Below are 14,910 nucleotides of genomic sequence, written 5' to 3' on the forward strand. Positions count from 1 at the left end.
CCCGTCTCTCGCGCCAACGTGGGCTCGCCTCCCGAGTATAGGGCTCCGTGCTTCCCCGCGAAGGGGTTCACTGTCACCCTGACGGGAGTCATGAGTTCAACGCGCGTTGCTCCGCTCGACCCGGGGATTCCGCTGGAATCCGTTCGCCGCCTCCGCCTCTTCGAGTCCCGTGACGAGAAGCTGCTGCTGGCGCAGCAGTGGGAGGTGGTGCTCGAACAGTTCTACGTCCACCTGCCGCTCAAGGAGCGCATGCTCGGAGTGAGGCCCGTCCAGCAGGCCCGGCTGCTCCAGGAGGACGTCGGGCGCTACCCGGACGACCATTCCTTCATGGAGGCCCTGCTGCGGTTGTGCACCGGGTTGCGTGACTTCCACACGATGATCGACCTGCCGGAGCCCTGGTCGAGGCTCACGGCATTCCTGCCCTTCCAGCTCCACGAGTACTTCGACGACGCGGGAGTGGCGCATTACGTCGTGGGGGCGCTCGCGCCGGGGACGGACCTGGGCGGGGATTTCGTCAGGGGCGTGGAGGTGACGCACTGGAATGGCGAGCTCCTGGAGCACAAGGTCGTTCGCCTCGGGCTGTCGACGGCGGGCGCGAACCCCGCGGCACGGAGGCGCCGTGCCCTGGAGTCGCTGACGTGGCGTGTCCTGAAGTACGGCCTCCCGCCGGACGAGGACTTCGTGTTCCTCACGTACCTCGGGAAGAAGGGCCCGGCCGACCTCAAGCTCCCCTGGCTCGTCCGTGAGGCGGGCCCGCGGAGCAGGCCGGAGGCAGGGTGGGATTCCAGCAGGGCCATGGCCAACGGCCTCAACGAGCACGCCATTCAAGCGCAGCGGCTGCGCGAGGAGCAGTTCACGTCTGGCGAGGAGCGGGGTGGGGACTGCCGCTTTCCAGAGTGTCTGTCCTTCCGGCGCGTGGAGACCTCCAGCGGGACGTTTGGCTATCTCCGGATCGCCCACTTCGTGGTCGACGACGTGGATGGGTTCGTCCGAGAGGTGGAGCGGATTGTCCGGCTGATCCCCGAGACGGGGCTCATCATCGACGTGCGCGGCAACCCCGGTGGTGCCATCCCCGCGGGTGAGCGACTTCTCCAGCTCTTCACCTCGAGCCGTATCGAACCGGAGCCCTTCTCCTTTCGGTGTACGGACTTCACGCGCAAGCTGAGCGAGTCCGGCGAGGAGTGGTCACCGTGGAGGCCTTCGCTCCGGGCGGGCGTCGTCGCGGGCGAGTTGTTCTCCGAGGGCTTTCCGTTGACCCCGGTGGAGCAGGCGAACGATGTCGGGCGCATCTACAAGGGCCCGGTCGTCCTCGTGTGCGATGCGCTGAGCTACAGCGCCACCGACGTGTTCATCGCGGGTTTCATGGACCACCACATCGGGAAGGTCATCGGCGTCGACACGCATACCGGCGCGGGCGGTTCGAGCATGTACTGGCATCAGCGACTCGTTCAGTCCCAGGGCCGTGAGCCGGGCGGCCTGTTGAAGCCGCTGGCACGAGGGGCCGAGCTTCGCGTGGCGCTGCTTCGGTCCACCCGGGTCGGGGCGAAGCGCGGCATCCCCGTGGAGGGGTTGGGCGTGGAGGTCGACGTCTCATACCGATACACCCGGGACGATGTCCTCCACGGCGACGTCGACCTGCTGAACCGGGCCGGCCAGGTGCTCACGGCGCCTGCGTAGGCTGCGAATCATCCGGAGCGAAGCCGCGGTGAGGGATGTTCAGCGGGCGCTCGTAGAGGCAGGTGACTGGCTCTGGGATTTGGAAGTGCCAGCAGATGAGGGCGGCATCACTACGCCCGTGATTAAAGCCGCCAGCGCGGACGAGCTTTCGACACAGACCGAACCAACCGATAGCGCGCAGACGATGGTCACTTCGCCGCGCCACTCGGAGGAGATGACGACTGTGCCGGTGGTGGGCCACGCAGAGCGAGCAAGCGGCAGCCAGCCTGAGCACTGCCGACGAGACGCCAGGGCACCGAGTAGAAGCGCTTGTCGAAGAGGACGTGGCTGTCCTGGTGGACGCGTGCGGACTTCCAGACGACGGGTGTGAAGCACCTGGCGGGTAGCGGTCCGAGGGCGGGCAACTCCTCCTCGCGGAAGACGTCCGCGGGGCGCCGGCCCGTTTTTCCGTGCTGCCGGACGTTGGCCACCTCGGCCAGCCACTTCTTCAAGTCCGCGCGCACGACGTCCACGTCCTGTCCCTCGTGGCCCTTGACGAAGTTGGACTGGGCGTATTAGACGCCCGCCTCCACCTTGCCCTTCTTCTGGGGCGCGTACGGCGGCGTCGGGTCGACTTTGAATCCATAGTGCCGGGCCACCTCGCGGTAGCTGCGGTTGAGGGCGGACGGCTTGCCCGGGGTGAAGGCCTCGCGCAGCACGGCGGTCTTCAAGTTGTCCGGCACCACCGTCTCCGCCACGCCGCCCAGTGCCTCGAAGGACTCCACGTGCAGCCGCAGCCACGTCGGCAGCGACTGCTCGAAGACGACGTCGGCCACCAGGTGGCGGCTGTGCGCCAGCACCAGCACGAAGACCCGCGCCTTGCGCAGCACCTTCTCCCGCAGGCGCAGCAGTTTTGCCCACGTAGCCGAAGTCCACCTGGGCCACCTCGCCGGCCGCTGTCACCACGGGATGGCGACCTCCTCGGCCCGCACGCCCCGAGCCTTGCGCACCTGCTGCACCATGCGCTTCGCTGCGGAGTAGCTCGCCGAGAAATCCTCTACTTCCAACTGCAGCCTCTCGTGGATGGCGCGCGGCCCCAGTCCCTGTGTCAGCCACGCATCCACGCGTTGCTGCCACAGCACCAGCGACGAGGTTTGCTGGGGCGGCAGCCTCGACGGCAGGTGCGCCTGTATCTGCTCCTTGAGTGCCTCCAACTCGGGCACCTCGTCCTCCGGGCCTTCGAGCACTCCGGCAGCCGAGAGCGCCGCTCGGTACGTCCTCTAAGTATTCGGGCCCATGCCCAACAGTCGCGCCACCTCGTGCGCCCCCGTCCCCATGCGGTGCAGCCGCACCAATTCTCTCAACCTGTCCATGTCGACTCTCCGCTGGCTCATCCGCGCGCGTCCCTGGCCGCACCGCTTTGGCGGTGCTCGTGGACGCGCGCGAATGCACGGGATGACTGGCCGGGTAGGCGACTGCCTCACCTACTGGCCGCGTTTCTTCCATCCACCTCTGGGATGAACGGACCGCCGGCCCAGTCGCTTCGGCTCGCGATCCGTTTGGCCGACTCTGGGGCGATCCGTTTGGCCGCCCCCGCTACGAACAGCTTGGGTGACCCGGCTGCGATCCTTTACCCCGGCCCGTCACACTGCCCGGATGCTTGGGGTAGACTCCACCGCCATTGCCGGGACGCGCTCAGCAACGCGAGGGGAACCATGCGCACCGACCACCGGAGCGTTCGCATTGGCGTGATGACGATGTTGGCTACCTGTACGGCTCTCTGGGCTTCCGCCGCGCTGGGTCAAGCTCCGGCAGCGCCCACGCCCATCCAGGTGGTCACTGCGCTGCCCGTGGTGCTGGGCGTCCGGGACCCGCGGCAGCCCTCGGAGCTACGGACCCTCGAACTGCGCGTGAACGACGGCGCGGTCCCCACGGCCTTCCAGGTCATCGAGGCGCGTCTGCCGGAGCGGCCGGATGACTTCTCGGCGGCCTTCACTCCCGGCCCCGTCGACGTGAAGGCCCCGCTCCCGAAGCTGCCCATCACCGTCCACCCCCCAGCCATGCCCTTCACGGGCACGTACACGGTGCGGTTGCGCCCCGTGCGCGACGGGAAGCCCGAGCCGGCACGGGACATCCAGCTCACCTTCCAGCGGCCTGCGGCCCGGCTCCGGGTCCAGGGGCCCTGGCAGTTGGAGCACACCCTGGGTTCGGACAGCCTCGCCCCCACGACGCTCCTCATTGAGGAGGCCTCGGCGCTCGCCCATGTGAACCTTCCCCTGCCGGTGGCGGGCCGGCTGCGCGGCCCCGGAGGAGAAACGCTGTCTGCGGAAATCCGTTTCACGGCGAGCCTCGCGCCGGATGCAGGCAGCGGTGAGCTAGGCGCCGGCCAGAAGCTGGAGCTGGTGCCCAGGCTGGAGGGCAGCGTCCCGCTGGGGGTCTCCACGGGCACCGTGAGGCTGGAGTCGCCCCAGCTCGCCGCGCCCGTCGACGTCGACTTGAGGCTCGTCAGCCGGGCTCCGCTGTGCTGGCTGCCCATCACCATCATCGGCGGCATCCTCCTGGGGCTCATTTACCGCCAGTGTCTTGAGGAGTGGCAGAAGTCCGACGAGGCCCTCCTCGAGGCCAGCAAGGTCCATGCGCGCCTCGAACAGCTCGCGGCGTCGGAAGCCGACGAGGGGGTCCGCAACAAGGTTCGCGCGGCGCTCCAGCCCCTCACCTCGGCCATCCAGTCGAAGGCGGGCGCGGACGGGCTGACAGCGGCCGCGACGAAGGCGGGTGAGGCCGTGGATGCCGTACTGGCCGAGGCCGAGGAGCGCCGCAAAGCAGTGCGGACCTCCCTCGCCACGCTGGCGAGTGACCTCAGCCATCCGGCCGGCCACTCCCCGGCCATCGCCAAGCTGCTGGGCGAGGCCCGGCGGGAGCGCGAGGCCCTCCTCGAACAGCTCGACAGGGGGCATGTCGAGGGCCCGGAGAAGCGGGCCGGTGACCTGCGGCCGGAACTACGGGAGAAACTGGGACGCGCGCTTGGAGACCTCATCACCTCACTCTCGCGGGACGTGGACTCGCTCGGGCCGTGGCCGGACACGGCGATTCCCGACGGTATCCCGACCCTGAAGGGAGTGCTGGCCGAGGCGAACACCACGCGGGACAGCGCGGACCTCGCGGCCCTCATGCAGTCTGCTCTGAAGGTCGCCCGGAGTGCCCATTCGCTCTTCGTACAGACCGCCCGTCCGGAGGTCGTCCGCGTCACCGAGCGGGCGGTGGACGCCCTTGGGCTCAAGCCAGACGACGCGAGCCTCGCTCCGGTGCAGGAGGCCTTGCAGGCGGTCCTGGCTCCGGCCGCCGCCGAGGAGGGTCCGCCCTATCCCGCCCTCACCAGCGCCTTGGCGACGCTCTCAGCGAGGCTCGTGGAACTCATCGGCGCGAAGACCGCCGCTGCCACCAAGGCCACCGTCGAGGCCGCGTTGAAGACGCACGACTACGTCAAGGCGGCGAAGTCTGCGAGGCCGGTGCTTGAGTCCTACGGCCCCACGGCGAAGCCACCCACGGGGCAGCTCGCGCGGCTCGCGGTGGCCAATCTCATCGCGGGCGGAACGCAGCCCCTGGGGGCGGTGCACATCTTCCAGCTCATCGGGCCGCTGGAAGCTGCCGTCGGGCAGACCATCGAGCTGAGGCCCCTGGTGGAGCCCGCCCCACCCGAGGGCGTCCAGGTGGCCTGGAGGATCCTGGAAGGACACGTCCGCGAAATCGAGCACGATGGTAGCCGCCTTGTCGTCATGGCCCAGGCGCCGGGCCCCCTGCGCGTCATGGCCGAGCTGCGCGACCCACGGACGCAGGCGCCCATCTCTGCGGTGGGGGTGGTTCGTATCCTTCCCTCGGCATCGGAGCTGGCGGCCATGGACATCCGGAAGCGGCTCCTGCGCCGCGAGCTGCTGATGACTGGCCTCGTCGGGCTCTTCATCGCCGCGGGCGGTACCCTCCTCTTCTCCGAGACCTTCCACGGTTCCTGGAAGGACATCCTCATCGCCGCGCTGTGGGGATTCTCGGTCGATATCGGCACGACGCAGTTGCGGCAGTTGGCGCAGCCGCTGACCTCGCAGCAGATTCCGGTTTCCAGAAAATAGCCGCAGGCGGGAGAAGCACGTCATGTCGCTGGTGTTCGACAAGCGGGCGGAGCGGAAGACCGGCGGCACCCATGCGCTGATCGTGGGCATTAGCAGCTACCCACATCTACTGGGCGGCAGAGGCCCTCTTGCCCGGCAGCCTTTCAATCTGGGCCAGCTCTCCTCCGCAGCGCGCTCGGCATTCGACTTCTATCGATGGCTCGTCGAGGAGGCTGTGCTCCCCGAGCCTCTGGTGACCTGCCGGCTGCTGCTCGCGCCCTCTGAAATCGAGCTGGCACAAGTGCCCGAACTCCACGGGCATGCCACCTCCTGCGGGGTGAACGATTTCGTCCAGGCCGCCAGCGACTGGCACCAGGACGCCAGCATGAGCGACGAGGGCAAGACGATCTTCTTCTTCGTCGGGCACGCCTTCCAGTTCGTCCGTGACGATGACCTGTTGCTCTTCCAGGACTTTGGAAACGGCATCGGGCCTCTCTTCCGGAGCGCGGTCAGCTTCTCCAACATCTTCAATGGGCTCGCCGCGGGTGAAGGCCCCATGGCTCGCAACCAGCTCTACTTCGTGGACTGCAGCCGCAACCGCCCTCATGGGGTGCCCGAGAACGTGAGCTTCGGCGCCACGAGCGCGTTCGACGTATTCCTCGAGGGTGCGGGCCATCGGCGCAGCGCGGCGGTGTTCCACTCCGCCCAGCCAGGAGAGATGGCCTACGCCATCCCCGGTGAGGGCACCCTCTTCACGAGCGCCCTGCTGAAGGGCCTGCGCGGTGGCGCCGGCGCACCGGTCATGGAGACGGACGGTGGGCGGACAGAGTACGCGGTCACCGTCAATTCCCTGGCGCAGTGGATGAGCCTGGAGAGCAGCCGGCTCTCGCACGATCTCAACATCCTCCCGGGCTTCACTATGAGCGGCCAGCTCATGAGGGACCCGGTGATTGCGCTTCTGAAGCAGGCTCCGCGCGTCGAGCTCGAGGTCGAGTTCGAGCCTCCCGAGGCTGCGCCCCTGGCCAGGATCCGCATTGACGACGCGGAGGGAGCTCCCGTGGTGGAGACTCCCGCCGCGCTAGGGCCCCGCCGCTTCCACCTTCCCGCCGGGCTGTACATCGTTTCAGCGCACTTCGAGCCAGGGGCGCCTTTCAAGGGCGCGCGGTTGGTCACCGCGCTCGTGCCACCTCGCCTCTGGCGGCTGAAGCTGAAGGTGCACAAGTGAGCACGGGCAAGGTCATCCGGTTCTCCAACGCCGTGCCAGGGGTTCACGCGCTGATTGTCGGGGTGAGTGAATACCCGTACCTGGTCGGCGATGATGCCGAGCCGCTCCCGCATCACTTCGGGCTGCGGAAGCTGACCTCAGCGGCCTCGACCGCCTTCCGCATCTACCAATGGCTCGTTTCGTGCGGGAACCGGCTGCCCCTGCCACTCGCGAGCTGCCGGCTGCTGCTGTCCCCGTCGGCGACCGAGCTGGCGAAGACGCCCGACATGGCGAAGGATGCCGAGCGCGCGACCCTTGCCAACATCCAGCGGGCCGCAGAGGCTTGGCGTGAGGAGGCGAAGCAGCATCGAAGCAACATGACGCTGTTCTACTTCGCCGGGCATGGGCTCCAGCGAACCCGGGGCGACCATGTCCTCCTCCTCGATGAGTTCGGCGAGAGCCCGGCCCGGCGGCTCGGGCACGGCCTCATCAGCTCCGACCTCGTGGATGGCATGGCCCCCATTCCCGGCCGCGCCGACATCGCCAGGACACAGCTCTACTTCTTCGATGCTTGCCGCACGGCCACATCCGAGATGCGGCACTATGACAAGCTGCCGGCAGGGCACCTCTGGGACGTCGAGGGGCTTGGCTCTGAGGCGGAGTTCGACGACGACAGGCTCTCGCCCGTCTTCTTCACCTGCGTACCCGGGAGCCTAGCCTACGCCATCCCCGGCCAAGAGACCGTCTTCGGCAAGGCGCTCCTCGAATGCCTCGAGGGCGGCGCCGGTGTCTTCAACCCCGACGAGCAGAAATGGGCCGTCACCACCGGTTCTATCAGCCGGTCGCTGGCGAAGCACCTCGTGCGCATCAATCAGTATTACGGCGTGAATCAGATGTTCCGGGTCAGCAACCTGGGCCCGGACGCCGTCATCCACTATCTCGACGCGCCCCCCAAGGTCCCGGTCGACATCACCCTCACGCCTCCGGAGGCCCGCCCGTACACCCGGATGCGCATCAGCGACGCGGAGGACGAAGAGGTCCTCACACTCGGGGCACCAGTCCCCGAGGCGCACCGCGAGCTGCTGAGCGCGGGCAACTACATCGTGAAGACCGCCGTGGACACGCAGGCCGATGGTGCCCCCGTAGGGCAGTGCCTGTTGCCCAGGAGCAGGATCTACTCCGTGGAGCCCCCGGCGGCATCTATGCCCGTGCAGGTCCGGCTCGCGAAGGGCTGAGCGCCCGTGCGCTGGCCCCACGGCGTTACGGCAGGACGCGCTCGCGTCGCACCGGGAAGCAGCACGTGCCGGCCGCCCCGGCGGCGCTCCTCGGCGGGCCCGGCTGGTACGGGTATTGATGTCATGCATGCTTCCGGGAGGAAGCACGCATGGCTGGAGACAAGATCGACTTCGTGCGCCGGAGGGAAACGCTCCCAACCCTGGGCATGACGTGCTGCGCGACAAGATCGGCCGCATCGTCGAAATGGCGCGCATCGCCAAGCCGGAGGTCAAGCGGTTCCTCAAGGCCAAGAAGGAAATACTGCTTGAGGAACTCAAGCGCAACACGCTGGGCGAGGTGACGCGCATCGAGAAGAGCAAGAAGATCCTCGACATCTATCTACCAAGCGAACGTGAACGCGCTGTCGGGCTGGAGGGGGAGCCAGATCCAGGAGGAGCTTGAGCGGCGGTTGGCGGCGAGGTCATCGTCCGCCCTGCGGGATGTCGCGCAGCTCCTGAACTCCCGTGGGGAGATCCTCCACTACGTCATCATCAACGACGTGCGCTACGTGCCGAAGGAAGACGGCTCCAGCTCGAGGACCCCAACCTCGTGTACACCCGCCTGGGGACGGGAATCAGGAAGGACTACGTGAGGGACGCGCGGGGCATCTTCTCGCGGCGCTTCGTTTCACGTACCTGCAATGTCTGGCAGATGGATGCCCTCGTCACCCATGGCGCCATCGAGCCGCGCAACACGTCCGATGTGTTCGGCCCCAAGCGACGGTGTTCGACCTCCATCGGGCCACCGGCAATGTCCCTGACGGGCGAGGGCCCGGTGCCAGCGTGGGCCCCAGCACGCCGGTGATGCTCCAGGACCGGGACTTCCTCCAGGTGCGGGATGGCAGCGGCCCCAACCAGCGGGCCCTGTCGACCACGTGAGGGCGGAGGACCTCGCGGCGGAGCACTCCGGGCATCGCAAGGCCATCGTCCGGGGGTTGCTGGAGCTGCCCGGCAACTGGAGAGACCTGCAGCGGCTGGCAAGGCGGCTGCTGGCCGCGGGCCTAGTGTCGAGCAACTACGCGACGTTCGTGCTCAAGGACGAAGACGTCCAGCGGAAGCTGCGCTTGCTCCGGGACGAGGAGGGGGAGGCCCGGGCCGGCGGAGGAGGGGAGGGGGCGCCCCGGGACGAGCTGCCGTCGGTGGATCGGTGTCGGGAGACGATCCGAGAGGCGCAGCAGTCCGGCAGGGAGGTGCCCCTGGATGAGCTGACGGATGAATGGGTCTGGCTCCACCTGCAGGCGGCCATCGACGTCGCGGGGAGCGGGAACAAGGCGGCCTCGCTGCTCGGCTTGAGCCCGTCCACGCTGAACTCGCACCGGCGCCAGCTTGAGGTCAGGCGGAAGAGGCGCGGGGGCTGACACCTCGGCGGGGACCAGCCTATACTTCTAGTCGAGCGACGGGGTCCGCTTCCCACGTGGGCGCAGGGTGCTGGCATGAGCGGCAAGACAGAAGGCCAGGACCCGACCGTGCCGAAGCGCGTTCCCATCGAGCGCATGGCCGAGCAGGCCTCCCCACTCGTGCTGAAGCGCGGTCCCGCCGAGCGCATGGCCGAGCAGCTCTATGGACCTACCGGTCTCGTTCGCGCACGCAGGCGCCCGGATCCGCCTAGGCTTGCGAGCGGAAGCAAGCCTTATGGGCAGCAGATCGAGCGGCCGAGTGCTTCCTTGAGAGATGCCCCCTCCGTCAGGGAGGCCCTCCACTCCGAGGATTCACAGGCGGATGCCATCGAGGAGCGCGCCGAGGAACTCGTACGCGCGGGTCACCTGGAGGGAAGACTTGAGCAGAGCCGTGAGGAGGCCGTCGGGAGGCTTGAGGATGCCTATGCGGCCAGGAGTCCCCACCTCGCGCTCTGGCTTGAGGCCTGCGGGCGGCTCAAGGCTGCCGGAGCGGCGCACATCGTGGAGGAGGTGCTCACCGCGAGCGACGGTTCCCTGGATGAGGTGCTCGTCGAGGCCATCGACGCTGCCCCCATGGTCATCCGGTCCTCGGAACACCCTGAGCGGGCGCAGCGGGTGTCCGCGCGGCTGGAGACCCTGGCTGAGCAGTCACTGGGCCCGGAGCCTTTCATCGCGGCCCGCGCGTTGATGGGAGCCGCTCTGCTCGTGGGGCCTGCTTTCTGGCCCCGGCTCCACCCGCGCTTCACCCGCTGGCCGTCCACGCAGCTCGACCTGACCCTGAGGACCGTGTGCCGTCAGCTGGGCGCCGTGCGGCCACTTGGCGCGCGGGGCCAGCTCCCGGAGGCGGCACAGCTTCGTCAGGCGGCACTCAAGTTGGAGGCGCGATTGCGGGCGGAGGACTCCGAGGACGCTCGCTATACGCGCTACGAACTCGTGGTGCTGCTGGGCTGGCTCTGGCCGGCTGCGCCGCTGGAAGAGACCGTGGGGTTGCTGCATGAGGTCTACACCCGGAACGAGCCCATCGTGCGCGTGGGGGCCATCAGCGCCGCGCGGACGCTCTGCATCGAGCAGAGCGTTGCCATCTCCATGCTGGCCGCGGCGCCCCAGGGCTCGAAGTTGCTCCAGGCCGCAATGGCGTTCCGGGAGCCAGGACGTTCCGCATGATCTCCCACTGGCCCCCTGGCTCCGAGTCGCGAAGGATTGAAGAGGGCTTCGTCCTGTTTCACGTGAGCGAGCTCGAGCAGCATGCGGGAATCGCCGCGAAGGCGGGTGACTTGGACGGCCCGGTCGAGGTCTATGCGGTCGCTCGAGAGGGGGTTCGTGAGACGTGGAACCTCGGCCCCGATGGCAAGGAGGCGCGCTGGAAGGTCAGGGTCGTAGGGTGGGTGGACCACCCGGACTTCGAGCTCCAGCATGTCCAGGAACGGGTGATGATCTGCTGCCGTGACCTGGAGAGGCGAGCCATGGGCAAGCGGAAGCGCGGCCATGCGTGTTGCTGGCGGCTCCGTCCGCCGTATCGCCTGGTGAGCGATGAGGAGACCGGCAATGTTATCTTTTCCGGCTCCTGCTCCGGCTTCGTGGAGCATTGCTACGAGCAGGCTGGAGTGGATCTGGTCAGGGAGGACGGGCTCCCGGAGACGAAGCTCCGGTCCGGAGAGCGCGGCCCCGTTGTGAAGGAGTACAGCTTGGCGCCCGGAGGGACCATCCGGCGTCTCTTCCCGTCGTACCAGATTCGCGCCTTCCAGAAGGACACTTACCCCTGGGATCCGGACACTGTCTTCCAGTGGTTCCCTGAGAACTTCGACAGGTGAAGGGGCTATTGGCTCAGCGCCTTTTGCACGGCGTCGAGCTGCGCTTGATGACGGCTAGTGGTGGGCAGCTTCAGCTCTGACTGCCAGGCGAGCAGGTTCTGAAGGATGTTGTTCGTCTGCATTGCAAATGCGGACGGGAACCTCTCGAAGTAGGGCCAGATTATCTCCAGGGCTTCGTGCGCCGCCTGGAGGGCTACCTCCTTGGCTCCTTGCGCATTCAGCAACAGGCCCAGGTTGCTCAAGCTCCTCGCTAGGTCTGGCTGGAAGGCCTCCGGGGTCCTGCGCGCAAGCTGCCGGTAGATCTCCACGGCCTCACGTATCGCTGCCGAGGACTCCTCTTGCCTCCCCAGCTCGACCAGATGGATTCCCAGATTGTTCAAGCCCATGGCCAAGCTGGGAAGGAACGTCTCCGGGTTCCTTTCCGCCAAGTTCCGGGAGATGGCTACCGCCTCCTGAGCGGCCATCAGCGCTTCTTCTCGGCGCCCCAGTGTCTGCAGGATATTGCCCAAGTTGTTTAGGCCCCCTGCGAGGGAGGGTAGGAAGGCATCCGGAACCTTCGCCGCCAGGTTCCGGGAGATGGCTACCGCCTCCAGAAAGGCCTTCAGCGCTTGCTCTCGCTGCCCCAGCCCCCACTGGACGCCGCCCAGGTTGTTCAGGCTCATGGCCAAGTTCGGGAGCGAGGCGTCCTGCTCCTGGGCAAGCCGGGAGTGAAGCGACACGGCTTCTTGTGTCACCGCCAGCGCCTCGTGCATCCGTCCGAGCTCTCGCAGCATAACACCCAGGTTGTTCAGGCTCAGGGCCAGGTCGGACTGGAAAAGCTCGGGCTGTCTGGCTGCATGTGCCCTGTAGTGCTTCACCGCTTGCTCGATTGTCGCCAGGGCCTCTTCTCTTCTTCCTGATTCGCTCTGGAGGCTTCCCAGGTTGTTGAGCAGCCGGGCGCGCTCGGCGAGGTGCTCCAGGCCCTCTTCCTCCTCCAGGTTCTGGAGGCGTGTGCGTGTCACCCAGCGCATAACGTCGTGCAAGGAGACGGCATCCGCGGGGAACCCCATGGACTCCATCTGCGCCGCAAGCAGGGGTGTTCCTTCTTTCTCCAGTACCTGTGCTAGGTATGCGCCAAGCCGGGTGTGCGCACCGCGTGCAGCCAGAGCCTTCGCGGCATCGAATGCCGCCAGCGCACGGCTGGGGACATCTGACTCCAGCACCCACTGGATCCACGGGCCTGCCTCGTCCGGGTGTTCACGGGAGAGCCGCCCCAGGACCTCGAACCCATTCCGGAGCGCCCGGGCGTCCGCATTGCTGAAGACCTTCTCCAGCAGGCGCCTGCCGCCGTCCACTTCCAGGCGCAAGGTGTGCAGGACCATAGCATCGCCCATCACGTCCGGCTCAAGCCCGCTGATGCTGGCGCGCCATGAATCCCTGGGGTTTCCCGGGTACAGGTCCCTCAGCATCAACATCAACGACTCATCCTGCTCTTCGTTCACCTGCTGGAGCAGTTCCTCGACCTCCTGCTGGCTCGAAGCACCTCCCAGCAGCGTGAATGCAGTCACGGCTCGCCGTGTCTGGGCCAGGAATGAGCGCCGGGCCTGCTCCGTCGTTGCAGTGGCATGCGCACGCGCGAGCCAGAGGCGCTCCTCGTGTGCAAGCAGCCCCTCGATCAACCCCATGGCGCTCGAAGGCCGTCCCTCCACCGCGGCCAGGGCTGCCATGTGGATGTACATCACCCGCTCGAATTGCTCGTCGCTGAGGTCGGGTGGCACGAGCCCGAGCCCCGAGCGCTTGCGGATCGAAGCAAAGCATCGCACCGCTTCCAGGAAGAGCTCTTGACGGGCCGCCAGGGAGCCCTCCATGAGCGGTGGCAGCTCCATGGGTACCTGGGAGTCGAGCAGCGCATTGATCGCCTTGGATCTGGCGATGATGTCCGACCACCAGTCCCCGACGGACCGGGCCAGCAGCACAAGGCGGAAGCGCCCCTGGCGCTTCTCTCGCAGTTTCTGAGCGATGAGCTCAAGATACCCCGGGAGCCCTGGTTCGCTCTCCGCAGAGTCGATGACCACCAGCGTGTCCTGCGCCGAGGCCAGCAGGGCCTCAAGCCGCTCGGGCCTTGGAGAATGGGCCAGGAAGCCAGCCCGCCAGCCCTGCATCCGGAGTTGCTCACACACCTCGACGAGCAGCCGGGTCTTGCCCATGCCCCCACGGGCGTGGATGAGCCACGCGCTCGCGGGTTCCTCGGACTGACACCAAGCCTGGAGCCTCTCCAGCTCTGCCTTGCGCCCCCAGAAGGGGAAGCAGCGATAATGGGCATTCAAGAGGGCCGCCGGGCTTGGCACCCGTGGCCGCTCGGAGATGCCTGTATCGAGAAGGTCCGAGAAGTGTCCTAGCGGTGCCGGCGGAAGGCTGCTCCTCAAGAACTCCAGGAGGCACTCCGCCGCGGCCCGCGCCGCGAAGTCTCGGAACCGGTCGTTCTCTGCACTATCAGCGAAGTCCGCAATCCCTTTGAGCACGACCGTGTACTCGGCCTCTCGGATGCGAGCCAGTGCACCGATGGCTGCCGCCTCCATGTCCAGCCCCAGCACCTTGCGGTCGAGGTGCGCCAGTCTGTCGAAGACCTCGGGGGTCCTGACGAATGTGTCGACGGTGACGAGCGCGCCCACGTGCACCCTGAAGGGCCGTGGCTCCGGCAGGCCATCGGGATACAGGAGCCGCTTGCGCTCGATGTACCTCCGGCCTTCGGGCGTGAGGGACAGCTCGCCATTCGAAACCAGCTTCTGCTCCCAGAGCAGCGGTAACACCTGGCTGTAGTCGGCGCACCGCTCCTTGCGTTGAGGGTGCAGGGCTGGGCTCTCACCCCGCCACAGGCAGTCGAGAATCCAGTCCATCTGGGCCTCGTACGTCCGGGGACGTTCTCGCCGCCAGGGACTCTCCGGGGAAGGTTGGAAGTGCTCGGCCTTGTGCCGCAGCTTGGCATCCAGCAGGTAGCGCAGGCTCCGGCTCTGGAACAGGCTGCTCTCTTCCCCGGCGGAACTCCCCGAAGCGTTCTGGCCAAGGGCATAGGCCCAGAGCACGTCCGCGATGATGACATCGCCCAGCTCCACCTCCGCTTGAAGCCCCGCACCGATGCCGCACATAGCTAGGCACCGAGGTGCGTAGGTGTCCACGAGCATCGACAGGGCGCCCGTCATCGCCACGACGCCGATTCCTAGGGAGCGAGCCACCACTACGCGGAGCGGCGCTCCTTCGGCACCCTGGAATACGCGGGAGGCGACATCCAGGTCCCCGGGCCACGCAGCCTGGACCCAGGTGCGTCCAGGCACTGCCCCGGTCTCGACTCGTAAGACGGCCTCGTACTCCCGCTTCAATGCCGTGACGATGAGGACGTCGACGGGCTCAGGGGCGGCGGCTGCCGCAGGCTCCGTCATGGCCTTCGTCGGTCCGGACATAGTGCGTGCATCCTAACCCCAGGGCTGG

Annotated in this window: 13 protein-coding genes; 9 read left to right on the top strand and 4 right to left on the bottom strand. The window is 67.4% G+C overall.

Annotation, left to right across the window (positions count from 1 at the left end):
* The first annotated feature begins 90 nt into the window (after positions 1 to 90).
* Positions 91 to 1,677 carry a S41 family peptidase gene (locus OV427_RS36675; RefSeq protein ID WP_267860876.1) on the top strand — a complete coding sequence of 529 codons (1,587 nt, stop codon included), beginning with the start codon at positions 91 to 93 and terminating at the stop codon, positions 1,675 to 1,677.
* 188 nt (positions 1,678 to 1,865) lie between these two features.
* Here OV427_RS36675 and OV427_RS36680 read toward each other — a convergent pair whose 3' ends face one another.
* The 3 genes from OV427_RS36680 to OV427_RS36690 all read right to left on the bottom strand — a co-directional run bounded on the left by OV427_RS36680 (position 1,866) and on the right by OV427_RS36690 (position 2,903).
* The gene (locus OV427_RS36680; RefSeq protein WP_267860877.1) at positions 1,866 to 2,189 is read right to left on the bottom strand and encodes a Mu transposase domain-containing protein; all 324 of its coding nucleotides are present in this window, start codon (positions 2,187 to 2,189) and stop codon (positions 1,866 to 1,868) included.
* A gap of 42 nt (positions 2,190 to 2,231) precedes the next feature.
* Positions 2,232 to 2,546: a DDE-type integrase/transposase/recombinase gene (locus tag OV427_RS36685; RefSeq protein ID WP_267860878.1), complete on the bottom strand. Its 315-nt coding sequence runs from the start codon at positions 2,544 to 2,546 to the stop codon at positions 2,232 to 2,234.
* Positions 2,547 to 2,615: 69 nt separating this feature from the next.
* Complete coding sequence (locus OV427_RS36690) at positions 2,616 to 2,903, bottom strand: hypothetical protein (RefSeq protein WP_267860879.1); 288 nt, start codon at positions 2,901 to 2,903, stop codon at positions 2,616 to 2,618.
* 468 nt (positions 2,904 to 3,371) lie between these two features.
* Between OV427_RS36690 and OV427_RS36695 the strand changes: the two genes are divergently transcribed.
* From OV427_RS36695 to OV427_RS36730, 8 genes are all read left to right on the top strand, one after another.
* Complete coding sequence (locus tag OV427_RS36695) at positions 3,372 to 5,780, top strand: hypothetical protein (RefSeq protein WP_267860880.1); 2,409 nt, start codon at positions 3,372 to 3,374, stop codon at positions 5,778 to 5,780.
* A gap of 22 nt (positions 5,781 to 5,802) precedes the next feature.
* Complete coding sequence (locus tag OV427_RS36700; protein WP_267860881.1) at positions 5,803 to 6,984, top strand: caspase family protein; 1,182 nt, start codon at positions 5,803 to 5,805, stop codon at positions 6,982 to 6,984.
* Positions 6,981 to 8,198 (top strand): caspase family protein, encoded by a 1,218-nt coding sequence (locus OV427_RS36705; RefSeq protein ID WP_267860882.1) that lies wholly within the window; start codon positions 6,981 to 6,983, stop codon positions 8,196 to 8,198. The genes OV427_RS36700 and OV427_RS36705 overlap by 4 nt, the downstream gene beginning before the upstream one ends.
* 211 nt (positions 8,199 to 8,409) lie before the next feature.
* A complete protein-coding gene (locus tag OV427_RS36710; RefSeq protein ID WP_267860883.1) occupies positions 8,410 to 8,640 on the top strand; it encodes a hypothetical protein in 231 nt (76 codons plus the stop codon).
* A gap of 320 nt (positions 8,641 to 8,960) precedes the next feature.
* A complete protein-coding gene (locus OV427_RS36715; RefSeq protein WP_267860884.1) occupies positions 8,961 to 9,116 on the top strand; it encodes a hypothetical protein in 156 nt (51 codons plus the stop codon).
* Positions 9,113 to 9,595: a hypothetical protein gene (locus OV427_RS36720; protein WP_267860885.1), complete on the top strand. Its 483-nt coding sequence runs from the start codon at positions 9,113 to 9,115 to the stop codon at positions 9,593 to 9,595. The genes OV427_RS36715 and OV427_RS36720 overlap by 4 nt, the downstream gene beginning before the upstream one ends.
* A gap of 75 nt (positions 9,596 to 9,670) precedes the next feature.
* Complete coding sequence (locus OV427_RS36725) at positions 9,671 to 10,798, top strand: hypothetical protein (protein ID WP_267860886.1); 1,128 nt, start codon at positions 9,671 to 9,673, stop codon at positions 10,796 to 10,798.
* Positions 10,795 to 11,445 carry a hypothetical protein gene (locus OV427_RS36730; RefSeq protein ID WP_267860887.1) on the top strand — a complete coding sequence of 217 codons (651 nt, stop codon included), beginning with the start codon at positions 10,795 to 10,797 and terminating at the stop codon, positions 11,443 to 11,445. Before OV427_RS36725 ends, OV427_RS36730 begins: the two co-directional genes overlap by 4 nt.
* A 5-nt stretch (positions 11,446 to 11,450) precedes the next feature.
* On the opposite strand, the gene OV427_RS36735 is transcribed toward OV427_RS36730, so the two are convergent.
* Positions 11,451 to 14,882, bottom strand: a complete 3,432-nt coding sequence (locus OV427_RS36735) for a tetratricopeptide repeat protein (RefSeq protein WP_267860888.1) — start codon at positions 14,880 to 14,882, stop codon at positions 11,451 to 11,453.
* Positions 14,883 to 14,910: the final 28 nt, after the last annotated feature.

It is taken from the genome of Pyxidicoccus sp. MSG2, from assembly GCF_026626705.1.
Lineage (GTDB): Bacteria > Myxococcota > Myxococcia > Myxococcales > Myxococcaceae > Myxococcus.

Excerpts from the sequence above, each read along its gene's own strand:
- OV427_RS36695 (WP_267860880.1), top strand. The coding sequence starts at position 3,372 with ATGCGCACCGACCACCGGAGCGTTCGCATTGGCGTGATGACGATGTTG.
- OV427_RS36730 (WP_267860887.1), top strand. The coding sequence starts at position 10,795 with ATGATCTCCCACTGGCCCCCTGGCTCCGAGTCGCGAAGGATTGAAGAG.
- OV427_RS36675 (WP_267860876.1), top strand. The coding sequence starts at position 91 with ATGAGTTCAACGCGCGTTGCTCCGCTCGACCCGGGGATTCCGCTGGAA.
- OV427_RS36725 (WP_267860886.1), top strand. The coding sequence starts at position 9,671 with ATGAGCGGCAAGACAGAAGGCCAGGACCCGACCGTGCCGAAGCGCGTT.
- OV427_RS36735 (WP_267860888.1), bottom strand. The coding sequence starts at position 14,882 with ATGTCCGGACCGACGAAGGCCATGACGGAGCCTGCGGCAGCCGCCGCC.
- OV427_RS36700 (WP_267860881.1), top strand. The coding sequence starts at position 5,803 with ATGTCGCTGGTGTTCGACAAGCGGGCGGAGCGGAAGACCGGCGGCACC.